This window comes from Enterobacter sp. WI-ESBL-E8 (assembly GCF_053364895.1).
Window position 1 is genome coordinate 434,201 of record NZ_JBRWXJ010000001.1, and the last position, 21,560, is coordinate 455,760.

Consider the following 21,560-nt stretch of genomic DNA (forward strand, 5'->3'; position numbering starts at 1 on the left):
GCGGCTTCGCCTTACCCGGCCTACAGGTGCGGTGTTCGTAGGCCGGGTAAGCGCAGCGCCACCCGGCAACAGCACCCTCAATTCTGCAACACGGACGACACCAGCAGCTGGGTGTACGGATGGTGAGGATCGTCGAGCACGCGGTCGGTTAGCCCACTTTCCACCACCTGGCCCTGCTTCATCACCAGCAGACGGTCCGCCAGCAGGCGCGCAACGCCTAAATCATGGGTGACAATCACCACCGCCAGGTTCAGTTCCACCACCAGGCCGCGCAGCAGGTCGAGCAGGCGCGCCTGCACGGAGACGTCCAGCCCGCCGGTGGGTTCATCCATAAACACCAGCTTCGGGTGCGTGACCAGGTTGCGGGCGATCTGCAGGCGCTGCTGCATGCCGCCGGAAAAGGTGGTGGGCAGGTCGTCGATGCGCGACGCGGGGATTTCAACTTCCTCCAGCCAGCGCTGCGCCGTGGCGCGGATGTTGCCGTAGTGGCGCGCGCCGGTGGCCATCAGCCGTTCGCCGATGTTGCCCCCCGCCGACACCTGACGGCGCAGGCCGTCCATCGGGTGCTGATGCACCACGCCCCACTCGGTGCGCAGCAGGCGGCGGCGTTCGGCCTCGCTCATGCCATAGAGGGAGGCGCCCTCATACAAAATCTCACCGTTTTGCGGTGCCAGGCGCGCGGAGATGGACTTCAGCAGCGTGGTTTTGCCGGAGCCGGACTCGCCGACAATGCCCAGCACTTCCCCCGGCCAGAGTTCGAACGACACGTCGCTGAAGCCTTTGCCCGGCGCATAGAGGTGGGTCAGGTTGTTAACCGAAAGCAGCGGTTTCATTGGCCGTTCGCCTCGCTCTGTTGGCGGCAATAATCGGTGTCGGAGCAGACAAACATCCGTTTGCCCGTGTCGTCCAGCACCACTTCATCGAGATAGCTGTGCTTCGAACCGCAGATGGCGCACGGCTCGTCCCACTCCTGCACCGTAAACGGGTGATCGTCGAAATCCAGGCTTTCGACACGCGTGTAGGGCGGGACGGCGTAAATGCGTTTTTCACGCCCGGCGCCGAACAGCTGCAGGGCAGGCATCATGTCCATCTTCGGGTTGTCGAACTTCGGGATTGGCGACGGGTCCATGACGTAGCGCCCGTTGACCTTCACCGGGTAGGCGTAGGTGGTGGCGATGTGGCCGAAGCGGGCGATATCCTCATACAGCTTCACCTGCATCACGCCGTACTCTTCCAGCGCGTGCATGGTGCGGGTTTCCGTTTCGCGCGGCTCGATAAAGCGCAGCGGCTCCGGGATGGGCACCTGGAAAATCAAAATCTGATCTTCGCTGAGCGGGGTTTCCGGAATGCGGTGGCGGGTCTGAATCAGCGTCGCATCTTCGGTTTTTTCAGTGGTGTTTACGCCGGTTACGCGCTGGAAGAAGCTGCGGATCGACACGGCGTTGGTGGTGTCGTCGGCGCCCTGGTCGATGACCTTCAGCACGTCAGACTCGCCGATCACGCTGGCGGTGAGCTGGATACCGCCGGTACCCCAGCCGTAAGGCATCGGCATTTCGCGGCCGCCGAACGGAACCTGATAGCCCGGAATGGCGACCGCTTTGAGTATGGCGCGGCGGATCATGCGTTTGGTTTGCTCATCCAGATAGGCAAAGTTGTAGCCGCTTAAGTTAGCCATGTTTGCGCTCCCGTTGCAGGCGTTTCAGCAGTTCCAGTTCTGCCTGGAAATCGACGTAGTGCGGCAGCTTGAGGTGCGAGACGAAGCCTGCGGCCTCAACGTTATCTGCATGGGCCAGCACAAACTCTTCGTCCTGCGCCGGGCCTGCAATGTGCTCGCCGTAGTCCGGCGCCTGCAGGGCGCGGTCGACCAGCGCCATTGCCATGGCTTTACGCTCGCCGAGGCCAAACACCAGCCCGTAGCCGCGGGTAAAGTGCGGGTCTTCATTTTCGGGCGCGACAAAACCGTTCACCATTTCACACTCGGTCATCAGCAGTTCGCCGACGTTCACCGCAAAACCGAGCTCTTCCGGCACGATTTCGACGTCGATATAGCCGCTGCGGATCTCGGCCGCAAACGGGTGGTTGCGCCCGTAGCCGCGCTGGGTGGAGTAGGCCAGCGCCAGCAGATAGCCTTCGTCGCCGCGCATCAGCTGCTGCAGGCGCGACGATCGCGAGCACGGGTAAACCGGCGGCGTGCGGGTGACGTCATCCGGCTGCGCGCCGGAGTCCTCTTCCGCCTTCGCCAGACCCTGTTTCGCCAGCAGGCTGAAGACATGGGGAGACGGTTCTTGTTCGGCGTCAGAGGTGCTGAGCGGCGGTCTTTCGCCGTTCGCCAGCAGAGTGAAATCCAGCAGGCGATGGGTATAGTCATAGGTAGGACCCAGCCGCTGGCCGCCGGGAATATCTTTGTACACCGCTGAAATACGGCGTTCTAAGCGCATCTCTGCCGTATTGACCGGCTCGCTCACCGCCAGTTTGGCAAGCGTGGTGCGGTAGGCGCGCAGCAGGAAGATGGCTTCGACGTTATCGCCGCTGGCCTGCTTCAGGGCCAGCGCCGCCAGCTCGCGGTCGGCGATACCGCCTTCGGTCATTACCCGATCGACGGCGAGGTTTAGCTGCTGCTCAATCTGGGCGACGCTCAGCTCGGGAAGCCGTTCATCGCCCCGTCGTCTGTGCTCCTGCAGCGCATGGGCGGCGACGATCGCTTTTTCGCCCCCTTTGACGGCAACGTACATCAGCACACCTCCACGTGGGTGGTCCGCGGGATCGCCAGCAGACGCTCGCCGCAGGTCAGGATCAGGTCAATGCCCAGCGGGAACGGGTGCGGACGCTCGGTCAGCTCGTGAATGATGCACTCCGGCAGCTGCGGCGCGACCATGCGTTCTTCGGCGATGCCTGCGCCGGTCAGACGCAGCATGCGGCCGCCGCTCAGGCTGGAAACCTGCAGGATCAGCGTGGCGCTGGTCTCCGGGGCGACGGCGCTGCCTTCGCTCAGGGCGTTAAGCTGCTCATGGCTGATTTGCTCATCGGCCACGGCAAAGATTGCCTGCTGGGGCTGATCGACCAGCGGGGCGCTGGTGTGAAAACGCAGGTTCTGGCTGGCGATATCGTTGGATAATGCGCCTGAAAGCCAAACAGGCGTGTCGTTGTCGGCCAGGGTCAGCAGTACGCTGGTGGTCGCCAGATTGAGCGGCAGCCAGCCCTGAGAGAGCTGGTGCAGCGAGACGATCGCGCCCGGCTCGCTCATCGCCTTCAGCAGGCGACGAAAACTTTGTTGGGCATCCTGGACGGCCAGGGTAAAAGCAGGTTGAAGCGTCATGCGTTGTCTCCGCGAACGAGCGTAAAGAAGTCGACCCGGCTGGTATTCACTTCGGCCTGACGTGCGGCAATGCGCGCGGCGCGGTCGGCTTCCAGCGGGGCAATAAGGGTTTCCATCAGGGTCTGGAAATGCGGTTGTTCCTGTAAAAGCGCGTCGATCACCGCGCAGCGCTCGGCGTGCGCTTTATCGCGCCCCAGCACGTAGCTGTAACCCAGCGTGCCGCTGTTCAGGCGGATCGCTGCGCGGGTGAGGGTGGCATCGCCGGCGAAGAAGCGCGCGCCGGTGCCGCCCATGCGGGCCTGGATCTGAACGAGGCCAATCTCCGGGGCGCGGAGGGTGTCGTATTCGGGCGCCAGGCTAAGGGCGCTCATGTGGGCAGAGAGCGCAGCAGGCTGGCTGTGGGCCAGCACGCGCATCCAGCGCTGTCGGGTGGCGGTGTCGAAATGCATTCAGTGCTCCATGGTGAATTCGATCATGTCGGCGCGGGTCAGGCTGACGGAGTATTCCGTTGCGTTGACGTCGCCGTCGCGGTGGTTGAGCGTGCGCACGCAGAGCAGCGGGGCCATATTGGGGATTTCCAGCACCTTGCTCTCTTTCGCCTGCGCGCGACGGGCGCTGATGCGCGTCTGGGTACGCTTAAGCGCAATGCCTGTCGCCCCCTGAAGAAAATCATGCAGCGAGCCGCTGGAGAAATGCTGCAGCACCGGCCAGAGGGTAAGGTCCGCGAAGTAGTGGTCTATCTGACAAACCGCGACGCCGTTGACCCGGCGCAACGTGCGCAGGTGAATGACGTTATCGCCCTCCTGAATGCCCAGCGCGTCCGCCACGTGGCTGGAGGCCGGGCGCAATACCGAGAGTAGCTTTTCGCTGGTAGGGTGGCTGCCCTGGTCCAGCAGATTCTGGCTAAAGCGCGCCTGGGCGTTTAGCGGGTAGTCAAACGGGCGCATCAGCACCAACACGCCCACGCCCTGGCGGCGCTGCACCCAGCCGCGCTCGACCAGCTGATCAATGGCACGGCGCAGGGTGTGGCGGTTCACTTCGTAGCGGTCGGCAAGCTGTTGTTCAGCAGGCAGGTAGTCTCCGCAGCGGTAGTGCGTGCGCAGCTCCACTTCGAGCTTTGCCGCAATCTCTTGCCAGCGGGTGGGGTAACTGGTCGGATGTCTGGATAAGTGCATAGAAAACAAAGCCTCGCTTCTCAGATGAAGTGCTTACGCAAACGTTGAGAGAGGAAATCCAGCAGGCTGACGGTGACGATGATGAGCACCATCAGGGCGCAGGTTTGCTGGAACTGGAAACCGCGAATCGCTTCCCACAGGGTGACGCCAATCCCGCCTGCGCCCACCATGCCGACCACGGTGGCGGAACGGACGTTAGATTCGAAGCGGTAGAGCGAATAGGAGATCAGCAGCGGCATGACCTGGGGCAAGACGCCGTAAAGGATCTCTTCAATTTTGTTGGCTCCGGTGGCGCGAATACCTTCGACCGGGCCGGGTTCAATGGCTTCCACGGCTTCGGAAAGCAGCTTGGAGAGCACGCCGGTGGTGTGAATGAACAGCGCCATGACGCCCGCGAACGGACCGAGGCCGACGGCCACCACGAACAGCATCGCAAAGACCATCTCGTTGATGGCGCGGCAGGCGTCCATCAGGCGACGCATGGGCTGGTATACCCACCACGGCACGATGTTCTCTGCACTCATCAGGCCAAACGGAATGGAGAGAATGACGGCCAAGGCGGTGCCCCAGACGGCGATTTGCAGGGTGACTGCCATTTCGCTGAGGTAGTCTTGCCACTGGCTGAAGTCCGGCGGGAAGAAATCGGCGGCGAAGGTCGCCATATTGCCCGCGTCTTTGAAGAGCAGCAGCGGATCCATTTCCGCGCCCTTCCAGGAGATAACCAGCACCGCCAGCAGGATGGCCCAGCTTATTAGCGAGAACCAGCTGCGCTTCGGCGGCGGGAGGGAGATGGTTTGCATGTTGGCTCCTTAATCTGTTCTCCCTCTCCCTGTGGGAGAGGGCCGGGGTGAGGGCATCAGCGTGCGCATTTCCCCCTCACCCTAACCCTCTCCCTCAAGGGAGAGGGGACTTAAGTTACTGCACCGCTTTATTCACGCTGGTCATCGCGCCGAGCGCGGCGGTCAGACGGTCAAGGTCTTCCAGCTGGGCCTGAATGGTGGCCACTTTGCTGGTCTTCTCCTCGTCCTTCAGTCCCTTGTTGTCCTTCACGCCCTGCATCTCTTTAAACAGCGCCAGCTGGCGAATCGGCACCAGCTGCAGGTCGCTGGACGGACGGAACGGTGCCCAACCCAGACGTTCCAGAACCGCTTTCTCTTCCGGCGTTTTGCCATAGGTCATAAAGAAGTCGTACACCTTATCCTTGGTGCTTTCAGACAGATTTTTACGCCACACAATCGGGTCGCCGGGGATCAGCGGGGATTTCCAGATAACCTTGATCTCTTTCAGCTTGTCCGGCGCGGAGGTCTTCAGCTTGTCGAGGTTTTCGGTGTTGTTGGTGGCGACATCCACCTGCTTGTTGGCCACGGCCAGGGCGTTGGTTTCGTGGCTGGCGTTCACCGTGCGCTTGAAGTCGCTGGCGGAGGCGTTGTTTTTGGCGAAGACGTAGTAGCCAGGGACAAGGTAACCAGAAGTTGAGTTGGGATCGCCGTTGCCAAAGGTCAGCTCTTTGCGTTTGGCAAGCATGTCACTGAGGTTGTTGATCGGGCTGTCTTTGTTCACGATCAGCACGCTCCAGTAGCCCGGGGAGCCATCTGCCGCGACGGTCTGGGCGAAGACCTGGCCGTTCGCGCGGTCCACCGCTTCCATGGCGGAGAGATTGCCGTACCAGGCGATGTCTACTTTATTAAAGCGCATCCCCTGAATGATGCCCGCGTAGTCCGGGGCGAAGAAGGCGTTCACTTTGATCCCCAGTTTGGTTTCCATATCTTTCAGGAACGGTTCCCACTGAGGTTTCAGGTTCTGCTGTGATTCCGTCGAAATAATGCCAAAGTTCAGCGCTTTTTCCTGCTCTTCCGCGTACGCCGGGCTTAACAGGGTGCTGATGCTGAACATGCTGGTAAAGGCCAGCGCGGCAACGGCTTTGTAGCTCATGTACTTTCCTCGGATCGGGTTTAATTAAGCAGCCTGCGCGTTCTCTTCGACGCGGTTAATGCTGCGGTAGAGATGGTCAAAACGGTCGTTATCAAACTGATGGCTCGCGCCATCAAAGAACACATGCCCCTGACGCAGGGCGACGATGCGCTCGCAGTAGCGCAGGGCGTAATCCACCTGATGCAGCGTGACCACCACGGTGATGCCGTCTTTCTGGTTAATGTCGTGCAGGGTCTCCATCACAATGCGGGCGGACTCCGGGTCCAGCGAGGCGATGGGTTCGTCAGCGAGAATGATTTGCGCTTTCTGCATCAGGGCGCGGGCAATGGCGACGCGCTGCTGTTGCCCACCGGACAGGGTGGACACGCGCTGGTGGGCGAAATGCGCCATACCGACGCGGGTTAGCGCCTGTAAGGCTTCCTGCTTCTGGGAAGGAGAGAACCAGCGCAGACAGGTGCGCCAGAACGGGGTGCTGCCGAGCGCGCCAATCAGCACGTTCTCCAGCACCGTCAGGCGGTTCACCAGGTTGAACTGCTGGAAGATGTAGCCCGTCTGGGCACGGCTCTTGCGGATATCGCTCGCCAGACGCCCCGCGCGCTGCACCGTATTGCCCAGCAGCTCGACGTGGCTTTCCGGCGTTTTATCGCAGGTGATAAGCCCGCTTAAATGGCGCAGAAGGGTGGATTTACCAGAACCGGATGGCCCCAGCAGCGCCACCATTTCGCCCTGCCGGACGGTGAGATCAACGGCATGCAGAGCCTTGTTGTAATGAAAGGTCTTGCTCAGTTTCTCGACGCGGATGACGGTTTGCATGTGCTGGGCCTCACGATAAATGTGGCCTCATGCTGGCGCATCAATGTGACATTTGGGTTAAGTGCAGGTTGCGGGAGTTTGAAGAGTTGAGCGGAGTTTGATGACAGGCGGAGGCAGACAGCCCTCCGCCAGAAGATTAATGCTGTTGCTTCACGACGTTAATCATCCACGGCACGCCGTATTTGTCGGTGACTTTACCGAAACCGTGTGCCCAGAAGGTCTCCTGCCAGGCCATTTCGACATTGCCGCCTGCGGCAAGGTTGTCGAACCAGCGCTTGCCTTCCGCCACGTCCTGGGTGTCAAGCACCAGCGTGAAGCCGGCGTACTGCGCTTTGCTGCCCGGCGGCAGCCCATCACTCATCATAATATCGCTGCCCGCAATGCGGACGTTGGAGTGAGCGATAGCCGAATCCGGAAATTGCATACCGGACGGACAGCCTTCCTCGCTGTTATCGCTTTTTGGCATTTCGCCGAAGGTAATTTTATAGAGAAGCTCTGCGCCGACGGCTTGCTGGTAGAAAGAAGTGGCTTCTGCACAGTTGCCGGCGAAAGAGATGTAGGGACTTAACGGCATAATCTTTACCTCACGTAAGAAAAGCCCATTAAGTGTAGTTGCGGGTGGCCCGGTAAGCGAAGCGCCACCGGGCAGGTCAATCAGTTCTTTTTCACAAACTCAGATTTCAGCTTCATCGGACCAAAGCCGTCAATTTTGCAGTCGATATTATGATCGCCTTCAACGAGACGGATATTCTTCACTTTGGTGCCGATCTTCAGCATAGAAGAGCTGCCTTTAACCTTCAGATCTTTAATGACGGTAACGCTGTCGCCGTCTGCAAGCAGATTGCCGTTCGCATCTTTTACGACGAGTGCGTCAGCATCGTGCGCTGGCTCGGCATCATTCCATTCGTGAGCGCATTCCGGGCAGATGAACATGCCATTATCTTCATAGGTGTATTCAGAATTGCATTTCGGGCAGTGTGGGAGTTGCATATCGGTATCCTCAAAAAGTGTAAACGGGCTGGAAAGTGCCAGCTAAATGACGGCAGGGTGCCGAAAAAGGCGGCAAGTATAGCGCAAATCCACACGGTTGTCGGTGATATTGTGAATTAAAAAAAATGCTAAAAACGCATTGGGAGTGACACTTCCTGTCAGTCAGTTAAGCGATGCTTACGTCATTAACACGGTGGGAAGAAATGACGCGAAATATATAGAATATTTTATTGCCGCAAATTGCTACGCACCTCCATTTCGGATAAGGTGAAGCGACACATTGTTATTTATCTCCGGACTTCGCTGCCATACATATCTTATGGCAGGGGTGCATTACCTCTCTTTTTAGGTGGGTAAATAATGAGGATATATCCTGAAGTTTCTTAAAAATGGGCTACGCTTTTTTCTTTTGGCTATCAGGCCAGGAGAAGAGCTCTACACGCCATGCAAGGATAGTGAATTATTTCTGATTATCTTCAATCAGTTATATTTCGGCGAACATGTTTTCCACACGTGATCATATAAGCCTGAACAACATAATTAATACCAGTGGCTTAATAAAAGTAATAAATTTGCGTTAAGGAAAGGCTTTTATCATGCACACACAGACCATTTTTGAATTAAGCCAGGAAGCTGAGCGTTTGTTACAGCTTTCCCTGCAAAATCTTGATACGTTGAAATCAATGCCGACGGCGATGCTGGAAAGCACAACAGCTGCCATTACGGGTGAAAAGAATAACGTTTTACCTTTGCATTTTAGCGCACGCGGTGTCGAAGCGCAGCAGGCGATGCTGAATAATGAATTACGGAAAATAACCCGGCTGGAAATGGTCCTGGCTATTGTTGGCACCATGAAAGCGGGGAAATCGACCACCATTAATGCGATTGTAGGGACCGAAGTGTTGCCGAACCGCAATCGTCCGATGACGGCGTTACCGACGCTGATTCGCCATACGCCGGGCCAGAAGGATCCGGTGCTGCATTTCTCCCATGCCTCGCCCATTGATGAATTGATCCAGCTGCTGCAGAAAAAGCTTTGCGATTACGATCGCGGGATACTGGCCCAGCGGCTTGAAATTGATAAAGACATGAATACCCTGCTGGAGCGTATTGAAAAAGGGGAAGCGTTCGAGAAGCATCACCTGGGGGCGCAGCCCATATTTCATTGTCTGAAAAGCCTCAACGACCTGGTGAGGCTCTCCCAGGCGTTAGGCGTCGAGTTTCCGTTCTCTGAATATGCGGCTATCGAACATATTCCGGTGATTGAGGTGGAGTTCGTGCATCTTGCGGGCCTGGATGCTCACCTCGGGCAGCTGACGCTGCTCGATACGCCCGGGCCCAACGAGGCCGGACAACCGCATCTGCAAAAAATGCTCAGCGAGCAGCTCTCCCGCGCGTCGGCGGTGCTGGCGGTGATGGATTATACCCAGCTTAAATCCATTTCGGATGAAGAGGTCCGCCAGGCTATTTCCGCGGCGGGAAAATCCGTGCCGCTGTATGCGCTGGTCAATAAATTCGATCAGAAAGATCGCAATAGCGACGATGAAGAACAGATCAGGGCGATGATCTCCGGCACCTTAATGAAAGGCAATATCTCGCCCGGCCAGATCTACCCCGTTTCGTCCATGTGGGCGTATCTGGCGAACCGCGCTCGCTACGAGATGAGTACGCACGGACAGCTGCCGGATCATCAGGAGCAACCGTGGGTGCAGGATTTTGCCGAGGCCGCGCTTGGGCGTCGCTGGCGTACGGCGGACCTGGACGATATCGACCATGTTCGTCATTCGGCCGATCTTCTCTGGGAAGATTCGCTATTTGAACAACCGATCCGCAAGCTGATTTACGCCGCCTATGCCAACGCCTCGCTGTTCGCTCTGCGTTCGGCTTCGCATAAGCTGCTCAACTACGCGCAAAATGCCCGAGAATATCTCGACTTCCGCTATCAGGGACTGACGGTGGCCTTTGAGGCGCTGGAGCTGAACATCGCACGTCTGGAAGAGGACATGACGCTTCTCCAGACGCGCCAGAGCGTGGTGAGCGATGAGGTGAAACATGAGGTTGAGGAGGCGCTGAACGCCACCGCGGACTTTATGGTGTCCCAAAAAACGGCGCTTCACCAGGCGATTGGCGATGTGTTCAGCGCGCACCATATTCTTGATTTGGCAGGCATCGATCGGCTGAACCGCCGCGATGACGAGCCGCAAGCGCTGAAGCAGCTGGTTCTGGACGATGAAGGGCAGGCGCAGATTGCGCTGAGTAAAATTCGCGCCTCCTGCGAGCTTATCATGCTGGACGCGCAGACGAAGATCGCCCGCGAGCTGGCGCTACGCTTCGATCAGCTGGAGTCTACGCTGGCGCGTTCCCTGAATGAAGCCATGCGCCCCATTGAGACGCGAATCAAAGAGCATCTGAGCCATGCGGGTTTTCGCGCGCGGATCAGCTTCCCGGCCTTTCAGGCGAGCCAGCTTAACTTCAACACGCGGGCGCTGTTTAACGATGCGATTGCGGAAGATGACAGCCAGGCTGCCCAGCCTTCTGGCGGGGGCAGCATGCGTGAAACGGTCTCTCGATGGCTCAATAATCCTGGCTGGGGCTGGGATGATTATGTGGAAACGCGCACGCGCTATGTTATCGACATTGCGCAGCTACATGACAAATTTAAGCAACATATTGAACAGTTTTGTGAACAAATACGTAAAGCTTTGTCCGCGCAGGTCGATGTCTCTGTTACGGCAGGGATGGCAACGTTCTTTGCAGAATTTTCGCTGTGCCTGACCGGTTTACAGGAAAGCTTGCGTGATAGCCTCGCAGTGCGTCAACAGAATGAGCATTCAACCCGAGCGCTCTGCCAGTTGTTGAAGCAAAGTATCACGACTGCGACGTGGATACAGGAAGATACCCGACTGTTACGCGATGATATTCAAACTCTATTCGCGGCAGAGCAACCATGACAACACAACTACTGGACGGCCCCGGGCGAACGCTGGAGTGTATTAATCCAAAATTTATGGTCGATCTGGTGCAGGGGATAGACGCGGCGCGTCATCCCCACCTGGGACCACAACAGCTGCAGTTTCGTGAGCGTCTGACTCATGAAATCATGACCCATACCCGTCTGCGCCCCTGGGCGATGGCGGGAATGCTCAATGAAAATACGGCGCTGCGCCTGGGGCTGGCGGAAAAACTGGCCGGCATGCTTGACCCGGGTCATCTCGCGCTGACGCTGATGGCGGAGAAGCTGATTGCGCTGCGCCAGCAGACTCACCCGCGCGCCCAGCAGCCTCCGGGTCTGACGCAGCAGTACGCTGAACTCTCTTCTCATTTTACCCAACGCGCAGCTTATAAAGAAAAAGCGCTGACCCAGCGCGGGCTAACGGTGCAGGCGGGTGAGCACAGCGAGCAGATTTTTACCCGCTGGCGGGCCGGTCATTACGATAGCTGGTCGCTTGCCGGGCGCTGTTTTATCGTCCTGGAAGAGCTGCGCTGGGGGCCATTTGGCGATGCCTGCCGTCTCGCGAATGATGATGTGGCGGCCATGCTCAAGGATAACCTGCGCAGCATGGCGGCAAACTATCTGGCACAGGGCATCAATGCATCACCCGCTACCCGCCATTTCTATCACCAGTGGCTGACAACCCCGGCTTCTCCGGGGTTGATCGATCATAAAGATATGCTGGGCTGGCTGGGGGACTGGTGTCAGGCGGATAAACATCCGGTGAGCTGGTCGGTGACGCAAAACTGGCAGACCGTCGCGCTGGGGATGCCGAGGCTCTGCTCGGCAAAACGGCTGGTGGACGGGATGGTGGAAGAGATTTTTGGGTGAATCCCTTACCCCTCACCCTAACCCTCTCCCCGGAGGGGGGAGAGGGGATGGTGCGGTGTGTTAATGATTCATTTCTATTGGTTTCGGTTCTGGCAGGGTCTCTTGCATATTCCCGTAGCGTTTCGCATACAGTGCCGTGATGATGGGCACCAGAATCGCGGTGACAATCACGCTGGCGGCAACCAGTGCCGTCGCTGAAGCCGCCACCGGTTCGAAGGCCGGGTTAATCTGGGCAATAATCACCGGGTTGGCGACGGCAGCGCCCGCGGCTGAAGAGGCGGCGACGCCCGCCGTGCCGTTTCCTCCCCCGATTACGCGGTCGGCGATAATCAGTGGAATTCCGGTGATAATGATAACGGTGACACCCAGCATAATGCCCAGCAGGCCGGTATCAAGAATGACCTTCAGGTTGATGGTGTTCCCCAGGGCGAAGCCGAAGAACGGGATCAGCACTGGCGTGGCTTTGCTGAAGAAATCACGCAGGTCGTGATCCAGATTGCCCAGGGCGAAACCGATCAGGAAGGGCAGGATCGCGCCGACAAAGTGGTGTGGTTCAAAAGATGCCAGCCCGGCAGATCCCAGGATCAGCATCGTCATCAGCGGGCCGGACTCCAGGGACATCAGCACGAATGCGCCGGACTCTTCCTTCGTCCCGTACTGGTTCATCAGGCTGGCGTACAGCCCGCCGTTGGTCATATCCATCGCCGAAACAATCGCCAGCACCGATAAACCCGCGAAGAACCCGGTCTGAATTCCATTCTCCGGAATGAACATCGCGCATATCATCGCTACAGCCCAGGCAACCGCTATTTTGGTTATCACCAGCGTTCCGGATTTCCGTAATACGGTACCCGTTGCCCGCAAATTAATGGATGCTCCGATACAAAAAAACCAGACCGCCAGAATGGGAACAGTGCCCGTTATCATTCCTTTTGTGAAACCACCAAAATAAGCCCCGGTATCGGGAGCAAGAGTATTCAGGATGGCGCCAAGTACCAGCGGTACCAGCATCATACCGCCGGGTATGCGTTCTATCGTGGCTTTAATCTTCATAGACAAACCTCACATCGGATCCCGCTGGACGGGTGATAGGTGTTAAAAATTAGTCAATAAATTCAAGTAATTGCTCTTGTCGCTTGCGATCTTTTTTCGCTGGCCCTGCAACAAAATTAAATGTGTGCTCCCGATCAACCTCATTCGAAAACAACGAAAACGCCTTATTCGGATTTATGATGCGATCATTGGAATAACGATTCAATGAAAATAAAACACCGTTTTAGTTATCTTTGTCACATATTCACTGTAAAACTTTGGGCCGGTTCCTGATGATGAAAATTTATGTAAATCTGATGTGAAGTAACGTGGTTTCTTTTTTTGTTAAGTAGGAAACAATGACGCGTGTGAGGATGTTCTTTAGGTGGAGTCAGGAAGTACTTATTGGTGCGCGTTGACAAAAACTGAACTGAGTTGACCAGCCACAAAAATATGTGTGAAGTTGATCACAAATATAAACGCTGGTAGGGTAAAAAGGTCATTAACTGCCCAGACAGGCGTCAACAGGTTCGGTTGTATCGACGTAAAACGTCAATGTAAGTAAACCTGCTACGCTTGAATAAGGTGATTCGCATGGAGCGGATCCCATGGTTCACAGAACGCAAACTGGACTGTGAAACAGACAGGGCCGAGTCAACGAGGATAGCTATGCTAAGAAGGAAAAAGATTAAACCCATTACGCTTCGCGACGTCACCATTATTGATGACGCAAAACTGCGTAAAGCGATTACCGCAGCCTCGCTCGGTAATGCGATGGAATGGTTCGATTTTGGTGTCTACGGCTTTGTAGCCTATGCGTTAGGTAAAGTATTTTTCCCTGGGGCCGATCCCAGCCTGCAGATGATTGCCGCACTGGGTACGTTCTCCGTTCCCTTCCTGATTCGTCCGCTGGGCGGTCTGTTTTTCGGTATGCTCGGCGATAAATATGGTCGCCAGAAGATCCTTGCCATCACCATCGTCATTATGTCGATCAGTACATTCTGTATCGGCCTTATACCTTCTTACGCCACCATCGGCATTTGGGCACCGATTCTGCTGCTGATTTGTAAGATGGCTCAGGGCTTCTCGGTGGGTGGGGAATATACCGGTGCCTCGATCTTCGTTGCAGAATACTCTCCGGACCGTAAGCGCGGTTTTATGGGCAGCTGGCTGGACTTCGGCTCGATTGCCGGGTTTGTCATGGGCGCGGGCGTGGTGGTTCTGATTTCAACCGTGGTGGGTGAAGATAACTTCCTCGACTGGGGCTGGCGTATCCCGTTCTTCCTCGCACTGCCGCTGGGCATTATTGGCCTGTACCTGCGCCATGCGCTTGAAGAGACGCCTGCGTTCCAGCAGCACGTTGAGAAACTGGAACAGGGTGACCGCGAAGGGCTGCAGGATGGTCCGAAGGTGTCGTTCAAAGAAATTGCCACTAAGCACTGGCGCAGCCTGCTGACCTGTATTGGTCTGGTGATTTCGACTAACGTCACCTACTACATGCTGTTGACCTACATGCCGAGCTACCTGTCGCATAACCTGCACTACTCGGAAGATCACGGTGTGCTGATTATTATCGCCATCATGGTGGGTATGCTGTTTGTGCAGCCGATTATGGGCCTGTTGAGTGACCGTTTTGGTCGTCGACCGTTCATTATCCTGGGAAGCGTTGCGCTGTTTGCTTTGGCAATCCCGGCATTTATTCTGATTAACAGTAATGTGCTGGGGCTGATTTTTGCCGGTCTGCTGCTGCTGGCGGTGATCCTTAACTGCTTTATCGGGGTGATGGCCTCAACGTTGCCCGCGATGTTCCCAACGCACATTCGCTACAGCGCGCTGGCCGCGGCCTTTAACATCTCGGTGCTGATTGCCGGTCTGACCCCGACGCTTGCCGCTTCGCTGGTGGAGAGCACGCAGAACCTGATGATGCCGGCTTATTACCTGATGGTGATTGCGGTGATTGGTTTGATTACGGGTATTACCATGAAGGAGACGGCGAACCGTCCTCTGAAAGGTGCGACGCCTGCGGCGTCTGACATCCAGGAAGCGAAAGAGATCCTGCGCGAGCACTACGATAACGTAGAGCAGAAGATTGAGGATATCGACGCAGAGATTGAAGAGCTGCAGAAAAAACGCTCCCGACTGGTGGACCAGCATCCACGCATCAACGAGTAATAAAAAACCCGCCGCTGGCGGGTTTTCTTTTATTAGCATCCGGCAGCGATGTAGTCGCCATTGGCGCTGATGGGTATCACCGTCAGGAAAAGGACTGTCGCGAACAGGATCAGGACTATCCCTCCGGCTATTTTGACTGCCGGCACCAGCCATCTTAATGAGGCGCTTTCTCCGAACCAGGTCACCGTGCGCTCGCGGGCATAACGAACTGCCAGCGAAAGTCCCACAATAGAAAGCGCAGTTCCCAGAGACATGGTCATGACCGCGGCCACTCCCCAGGTGACAATCCCCAGCGCATTCGAGAACATCAGAATCATGATCGCCCCGCTGCACGGACGTGCGCCTATCGCCAGAATGACGCCCAGTCGCGTTTTCCAGTCGCCCTGCGTCAGGTCTGCCCCCACGCCGTGGTGGCCGCAGCCACAATGTTCATCATGCTGATGAAGGGGCTTGATGGTGGAGATAGTCATCCTGCGCGGGCGCAGGCTCTTCAGCGCCTGGTAAATGACGAATGCACCAAATGCGCCAATCAGCACTGCGCTTATCTTCTCCACGTACCAGCGGCTGGTGCTGATATCCCCTGAGGCGAGGTTAAACCCCACCGCCAGAATAAAGACAAACAGAATGGCGCTGACGCCCTGCATCAGGCTACCCAGGAAAGGGACGACCCGGGCAGCCAGCTCGCTTTCCTTATTAGTAGTCAGGTAGGTCGTCACGATGAACTTTCCGTGCCCGGGACCAATGGCGTGGAGAACGCCATAAAGGAAAGCGCCCGTTAACAGCCATAATCCGCCGCTGTACTGGTGGTTATTAAGCTGCAGCAAATACATCACCAGATAGCGGTGCAGCGTAATTTGTGTGGCAAGACACCACTGGATAAAGGCATTCCAGTGCGTATGCAGGGTAAAACCGGCAAAGAGGATTGCCAGCAGCATCACCCCTGCTGTAGGGAGACGCCAGTCGCGGGCGAGGCGTTGTGTGGTCATGAGGGTGAGCCTGCACAGAGGAGAGTATTTGCCGCTAGTATAGTTGATCTTCCCGTTCAATTCGTAGGATCGCGTCGGGATCTGTTCATGATTGTGGATAACTTTGTGCATAAAAGGGTATAAGGCGGGGTTTTGCTGGGGAATGCAGCAGTCAGTCATTTTTTTGCAACTTTTCGGTTGCGGTCGCTCGGGAACTCCCTATAATGCGCCTCCATCGACACGGCGGATGTGAATCACTTCACAAACAACCCGGTCGGTTGAAGAGAAAAAATCCTGAAATAACGGGTTGACTCTGAAAGAGGAAAGCGTAATATACGCCACCTCGCAACGGTGAGCGAAAGCCGCGTTGCAACTGCTCTTTAACAATTTATCAGACAATCTGTGTGGGCACTCAAAGTGACATGGATTCTTAATGTCTTCGGACAATAAATGAATACCAAGTCTCTGAGTGAACATACGTAATTCATTACGAAGTTTAATTCACGAGCATCAAACTTAAATTGAAGAGTTTGATCATGGCTCAGATTGAACGCTGGCGGCAGGCCTAACACATGCAAGTCGAGCGGTAACACAGGGAGCTTGCTCCTGGGTGACGAGCGGCGGACGGGTGAGTAATGTCTGGGAAACTGCCTGATGGAGGGGGATAACTACTGGAAACGGTAGCTAATACCGCATAACGTCGCAAGACCAAAGAGGGGGACCTTCGGGCCTCTTGCCATCAGATGTGCCCAGATGGGATTAGCTAGTAGGTGGGGTAACGGCTCACCTAGGCGACGATCCCTAGCTGGTCTGAGAGGATGACCAGCCACACTGGAACTGAGACACGGTCCAGACTCCTACGGGAGGCAGCAGTGGGGAATATTGCACAATGGGCGCAAGCCTGATGCAGCCATGCCGCGTGTATGAAGAAGGCCTTCGGGTTGTAAAGTACTTTCAGCGGGGAGGAAGGCGATAAGGTTAATAACCTTGTCGATTGACGTTACCCGCAGAAGAAGCACCGGCTAACTCCGTGCCAGCAGCCGCGGTAATACGGAGGGTGCAAGCGTTAATCGGAATTACTGGGCGTAAAGCGCACGCAGGCGGTCTGTCAAGTCGGATGTGAAATCCCCGGGCTCAACCTGGGAACTGCATTCGAAACTGGCAGGCTAGAGTCTTGTAGAGGGGGGTAGAATTCCAGGTGTAGCGGTGAAATGCGTAGAGATCTGGAGGAATACCGGTGGCGAAGGCGGCCCCCTGGACAAAGACTGACGCTCAGGTGCGAAAGCGTGGGGAGCAAACAGGATTAGATACCCTGGTAGTCCACGCCGTAAACGATGTCGACTTGGAGGTTGTGCCCTTGAGGCGTGGCTTCCGGAGCTAACGCGTTAAGTCGACCGCCTGGGGAGTACGGCCGCAAGGTTAAAACTCAAATGAATTGACGGGGGCCCGCACAAGCGGTGGAGCATGTGGTTTAATTCGATGCAACGCGAAGAACCTTACCTACTCTTGACATCCAGAGAACTTTCCAGAGATGGATTGGTGCCTTCGGGAACTCTGAGACAGGTGCTGCATGGCTGTCGTCAGCTCGTGTTGTGAAATGTTGGGTTAAGTCCCGCAACGAGCGCAACCCTTATCCTTTGTTGCCAGCGGTCCGGCCGGGAACTCAAAGGAGACTGCCAGTGATAAACTGGAGGAAGGTGGGGATGACGTCAAGTCATCATGGCCCTTACGAGTAGGGCTACACACGTGCTACAATGGCGCATACAAAGAGAAGCGACCTCGCGAGAGCAAGCGGACCTCATAAAGTGCGTCGTAGTCCGGATTGGAGTCTGCAACTCGACTCCATGAAGTCGGAATCGCTAGTAATCGTAGATCAGAATGCTACGGTGAATACGTTCCCGGGCCTTGTACACACCGCCCGTCACACCATGGGAGTGGGTTGCAAAAGAAGTAGGTAGCTTAACCTTCGGGAGGGCGCTTACCACTTTGTGATTCATGACTGGGGTGAAGTCGTAACAAGGTAACCGTAGGGGAACCTGCGGTTGGATCACCTCCTTACCTTAAAGAACCTGCCTTTGTAGTGCTCACACAGATTGTCTGATGAAAAGTAAATAGCAAGGCGTCTTGCGATTGAGACTTCAGTGTCCCCTTCGTCTAGAGGCCCAGGACACCGCCCTTTCACGGCGGTAACAGGGGTTCGAATCCCCTAGGGGACGCCACTTGCTGGTTCGTGAGTGAAAGTCACCTGCCTTAATATCTCAAAACTCATCTTCGGGTGACGTTTGAGATATTTGCTCTTTAAAAATCTGGATCAAGCTGAAAATTGAAACGACACATCTTAATGGTGTGTTCGAGTCTCTCAAATTTTCGCAATTTGATGGTGAATCGAAAGAAACATCTTCGGGTTGTGAGGTTAAGCGACTAAGCGTACACGGTGGATGCCCTGGCAGTCAGAGGCGATGAAGGACGTGCTAATCTGCGAAAAGCGCCGGCGAGGTGATATGAACCTTTGACCCGGCGATGTCCGAATGGGGAAACCCAGTGCAATTCGTTGCACTATCGTTAACTGAATACATAGGTTAACGAGGCGAACCGGGGGAACTGAAACATCTAAGTACCCCGAGGAAAAGAAATCAACCGAGATTCCCCCAGTAGCGGCGAGCGAACGGGGAGCAGCCCAGAGTCTGAATCAGCTTGTGTGTTAGTGGAACGGTCTGGAAAGTCCGGCGATACAGGGTGACAGCCCCGTACACGAAAGCACACAGGTTGTGAACTCGAAGAGTAGGGCGGGACACGTGGTATCCTGTCTGAATATGGGGGGACCATCCTCCAAGGCTAAATACTCCTGACTGACCGATAGTGAACCAGTACCGTGAGGGAAAGGCGAAAAGAACCCCGGCGAGGGGAGTGAAAAAGAACCTGAAACCGTGTACGTACAAGCAGTGGGAGCACCTTCGTGGTGTGACTGCGTACCTTTTGTATAATGGGTCAGCGACTTATATTCTGTAGCAAGGTTAACCGTATAGGGGAGCCGAAGGGAAACCGAGTCTTAACTGGGCGTTAAGTTGCAGGGTATAGACCCGAAACCCGGTGATCTAGCCATGGGCAGGTTGAAGGTTGGGTAACACTAACTGGAGGACCGAACCGACTAATGTTGAAAAATTAGCGGATGACTTGTGGCTGGGGGTGAAAGGCCAATCAAACCGGGAGATAGCTGGTTCTCCCCGAAAGCTATTTAGGTAGCGCCTCGTGAATTCATCTTCGGGGGTAGAGCACTGTTTCGGCTAGGGGGCCATCCCGGCTTACCAACCCGATGCAAACTACGAATACCGAAGAATGTTATCACGGGAGACACACGGCGGGTGCTAACGTCCGTCGTGAAGAGGGAAACAACCCAGACCGCCAGCTAAGGTCCCAAAGTCATGGTTAAGTGGGAAACGATGTGGGAAGGCACAGACAGCCAGGATGTTGGCTTAGAAGCAGCCATCATTTAAAGAAAGCGTAATAGCTCACTGGTCGAGTCGGCCTGCGCGGAAGATGTAACGGGGCTAAACCATGCACCGAAGCTGCGGCAGCGACGCTTATGCGTTGTTGGGTAGGGGAGCGTTCTGTAAGCCGTTGAAGGTGTGCTGTGAGGCATGCTGGAGGTATCAGAAGTGCGAATGCTGACATAAGTAACGATAAAGCGGGTGAAAAGCCCGCTCGCCGGAAGACCAAGGGTTCCTGTCCAACGTTAATCGGGGCAGGGTGAGTCGACCCCTAAGGCGAGGCCGAAAGGCGTAGTCGATGGGAAACAGGTTAATATTCCTGTACTTGGTGTTACTGCGAAGGGGGGACGGAGAAGGCTATGTTAGCCGGGCGACGGTTGTCCCGGTTTAAGCATGTAGGCGGGAAGTTTAGGTAAATCCGGACTTCTTCTAACGCTGAGGTGTGATGACGAGGCACTACGGTGCTGAAGTAACAAATGCCCTGCTTCCAGGAAAAGCCTCTAAGCATCAGGTAACATCAAATCGTACCCCAAACCGACACAGGTGGTCAGGTAGAGAATACCAAGGCGCTTGAGAGAACTCGGGTGAAGGAACTAGGCAAAATGGTGCCGTAACTTCGGGAGAAGGCACGCTGATATGTAGGTGAAGCCCCTGCGGGTGGAGCTGAAATCAGTCGAAGATACCAGCTGGCTGCAACTGTTTATTAAAAACACAGCACTGTGCAAACACGAAAGTGGACGTATACGGTGTGACGCCTGCCCGGTGCCGGAAGGTTAATTGATGGGGTTAGCGGCAACGCGAAGCTCTTGATCGAAGCCCCGGTAAACGGCGGCCGTAACTATAACGGTCCTAAGGTAGCGAAATTCCTTGTCGGGTAAGTTCCGACCTGCACGAATGGCGTAATGATGGCCAGGCTGTCTCCACCCGAGACTCAGTGAAATTGAACTCGCTGTGAAGATGCAGTGTACCCGCGGCAAGACGGAAAGACCCCGTGAACCTTTACTATAGCTTGACACTGAACACTGGTCCTTGATGTGTAGGATAGGTGGGAGGCTTTGAAGCGTGGACGCCAGTCTGCGTGGAGCCGACCTTGAAATACCACCCTTTAATGGCTGGTGTTCTAACGTAGACCCGTGATCCGGGTTGCGGACAGTGTCTGGTGGGTAGTTTGACTGGGGCGGTCTCCTCCCAAAGAGTAACGGAGGAGCACGAAGGTTAGCTAATCCTGGTCGGACATCAGGAGGTTAGTGCAATGGCATAAGCTAGCTTGACTGCGAGAGTGACGGCTCGAGCAGGTGCGAAAGCAGGTCATAGTGATCCGGTGGTTCTGAATGGAAGGGCCATCGCTCAACGGATAAAAGGTACTCCGGGGATAACAGGCTGATACCGCCCAAGAGTTCATATCGACGGCGGTGTTTGGCACCTCGATGTCGGCTCATCACATCCTGGGGCTGAAGTAGGTCCCAAGGGTATGGCTGTTCGCCATTTAAAGTGGTACGCGAGCTGGGTTTAGAACGTCGTGAGACAGTTCGGTCCCTATCTGCCGTGGGCGCTGGAGAATTGAGGGGGGCTGCTCCTAGTACGAGAGGACCGGAGTGGACGCATCACTGGTGTTCGGGTTGTCATGCCAATGGCACTGCCCGGTAGCTAAATGCGGAAAAGATAAGTGCTGAAAGCATCTAAGCACGAAACTTGCCCCGAGATGAGTTCTCCCTGACCCTTTAAGGGTCCTGAAGGAACGTTGAAGACTACGACGTTGATAGGTCGGGTGTGTAAGCGCAGCGATGCGTTGAGCTAACCGATACTAATGAACCGTGAGGCTTAACCTTACAACGCCGAAGCTGTTTCGGCGGT

The 21,560-nt window shown here is 55.8% G+C and carries 16 protein-coding genes, 1 tRNA gene and 2 rRNA genes; 6 read left to right on the forward strand and 13 right to left on the reverse strand.

Features of this window, described 5'->3' with window-relative positions:
* Positions 1-77 precede the first annotated feature (77 nt).
* From phnK to ACWHWP_RS02120, 11 genes are all read right to left on the reverse strand, one after another.
* On the reverse strand, positions 78-833 hold the full coding sequence (gene phnK / locus ACWHWP_RS02070) for a phosphonate C-P lyase system protein PhnK (RefSeq protein WP_447854968.1): 756 nt from the start codon (positions 831-833) through the stop codon (positions 78-80).
* Entirely contained in the window at positions 830-1,675 is an 846-nt protein-coding gene (gene phnJ, locus ACWHWP_RS02075) for an alpha-D-ribose 1-methylphosphonate 5-phosphate C-P-lyase PhnJ (protein ID WP_447854969.1), read from the reverse strand. The genes phnK and phnJ overlap by 4 nt, the downstream gene beginning before the upstream one ends.
* The gene (locus ACWHWP_RS02080; protein ID WP_447854970.1) at positions 1,668-2,732 is read right to left on the reverse strand and encodes a carbon-phosphorus lyase complex subunit PhnI; all 1,065 of its coding nucleotides are present in this window, start codon (positions 2,730-2,732) and stop codon (positions 1,668-1,670) included. Before ACWHWP_RS02080 ends, phnJ begins: the two co-directional genes overlap by 8 nt.
* Positions 2,732-3,316 (reverse strand): phosphonate C-P lyase system protein PhnH, encoded by a 585-nt coding sequence (phnH, locus tag ACWHWP_RS02085; RefSeq protein ID WP_059312910.1) that lies wholly within the window; start codon positions 3,314-3,316, stop codon positions 2,732-2,734. The genes ACWHWP_RS02080 and phnH overlap by 1 nt, the downstream gene beginning before the upstream one ends.
* Complete coding sequence (gene phnG, locus ACWHWP_RS02090; protein ID WP_059312909.1) at positions 3,313-3,765, reverse strand: phosphonate C-P lyase system protein PhnG; 453 nt, start codon at positions 3,763-3,765, stop codon at positions 3,313-3,315. The genes phnH and phnG overlap by 4 nt, the downstream gene beginning before the upstream one ends.
* Entirely contained in the window at positions 3,766-4,491 is a 726-nt protein-coding gene (gene phnF / locus ACWHWP_RS02095) for a phosphonate metabolism transcriptional regulator PhnF (protein ID WP_447854971.1), read from the reverse strand. It abuts the gene before it with no gap.
* Between the two features lie 20 nt (positions 4,492-4,511).
* Entirely contained in the window at positions 4,512-5,291 is a 780-nt protein-coding gene (gene phnE / locus ACWHWP_RS02100; RefSeq protein WP_447854972.1) for a phosphonate ABC transporter, permease protein PhnE, read from the reverse strand.
* Between the two features lie 115 nt (positions 5,292-5,406).
* Entirely contained in the window at positions 5,407-6,423 is a 1,017-nt protein-coding gene (gene phnD, locus ACWHWP_RS02105) for a phosphonate ABC transporter substrate-binding protein (RefSeq protein ID WP_063429867.1), read from the reverse strand.
* A 24-nt stretch (positions 6,424-6,447) separates the two neighbouring features.
* On the reverse strand, positions 6,448-7,236 hold the full coding sequence (gene phnC / locus ACWHWP_RS02110) for a phosphonate ABC transporter ATP-binding protein (RefSeq protein WP_447854973.1): 789 nt from the start codon (positions 7,234-7,236) through the stop codon (positions 6,448-6,450).
* A 136-nt stretch (positions 7,237-7,372) separates the two neighbouring features.
* Entirely contained in the window at positions 7,373-7,810 is a 438-nt protein-coding gene (yjdN, locus tag ACWHWP_RS02115; RefSeq protein ID WP_059312906.1) for a VOC family metalloprotein YjdN, read from the reverse strand.
* 80 nt (positions 7,811-7,890) lie between these two features.
* Entirely contained in the window at positions 7,891-8,226 is a 336-nt protein-coding gene (locus ACWHWP_RS02120) for a zinc ribbon domain-containing protein YjdM (protein WP_047345551.1), read from the reverse strand.
* A 596-nt stretch (positions 8,227-8,822) separates the two neighbouring features.
* Here ACWHWP_RS02120 and crfC point away from each other — a divergent pair.
* Both crfC and ACWHWP_RS02130 read left to right on the forward strand, forming a co-directional pair.
* On the forward strand, positions 8,823-11,177 hold the full coding sequence (gene crfC, locus ACWHWP_RS02125) for a clamp-binding protein CrfC (RefSeq protein ID WP_447854975.1): 2,355 nt from the start codon (positions 8,823-8,825) through the stop codon (positions 11,175-11,177).
* Entirely contained in the window at positions 11,174-12,049 is an 876-nt protein-coding gene (locus tag ACWHWP_RS02130) for a diguanylate cyclase regulator RdcB family protein (RefSeq protein WP_447854976.1), read from the forward strand. Before crfC ends, ACWHWP_RS02130 begins: the two co-directional genes overlap by 4 nt.
* A 60-nt stretch (positions 12,050-12,109) precedes the next feature.
* On the opposite strand, the gene kdgT is transcribed toward ACWHWP_RS02130, so the two are convergent.
* Positions 12,110-13,102 (reverse strand): 2-keto-3-deoxygluconate transporter, encoded by a 993-nt coding sequence (kdgT, locus tag ACWHWP_RS02135; protein WP_447854977.1) that lies wholly within the window; start codon positions 13,100-13,102, stop codon positions 12,110-12,112.
* 648 nt (positions 13,103-13,750) lie between these two features.
* Here kdgT and proP point away from each other — a divergent pair.
* On the forward strand, positions 13,751-15,253 hold the full coding sequence (gene proP, locus ACWHWP_RS02140) for a glycine betaine/L-proline transporter ProP (protein WP_047345547.1): 1,503 nt from the start codon (positions 13,751-13,753) through the stop codon (positions 15,251-15,253).
* 32 nt (positions 15,254-15,285) lie between these two features.
* Here the strand turns inward: proP and ACWHWP_RS02145 are convergent, their stop codons facing one another.
* Positions 15,286-16,239, reverse strand: a complete 954-nt coding sequence (locus tag ACWHWP_RS02145; protein ID WP_447854978.1) for a nickel/cobalt transporter — start codon at positions 16,237-16,239, stop codon at positions 15,286-15,288.
* Positions 16,240-16,736: 497 nt separating this feature from the next.
* On the opposite strand from ACWHWP_RS02145, the gene ACWHWP_RS02150 reads away from it, so the two are divergent.
* The 3 genes from ACWHWP_RS02150 (at position 16,737) to ACWHWP_RS02160 (ending at position 21,535) form a co-directional block, all read left to right on the forward strand.
* Positions 16,737-18,276, forward strand: a 16S ribosomal RNA gene (locus tag ACWHWP_RS02150).
* Positions 18,277-18,361: 85 nt separating this feature from the next.
* Positions 18,362-18,437 (forward strand) — tRNA-Glu (locus tag ACWHWP_RS02155).
* A gap of 192 nt (positions 18,438-18,629) precedes the next feature.
* Positions 18,630-21,535: ribosomal RNA gene (locus ACWHWP_RS02160) — 23S ribosomal RNA — on the forward strand.
* The 16S and 23S rRNA genes sit together here with 1 tRNA gene alongside, the layout of an rRNA operon.
* Positions 21,536-21,560 lie beyond the last annotated feature (25 nt).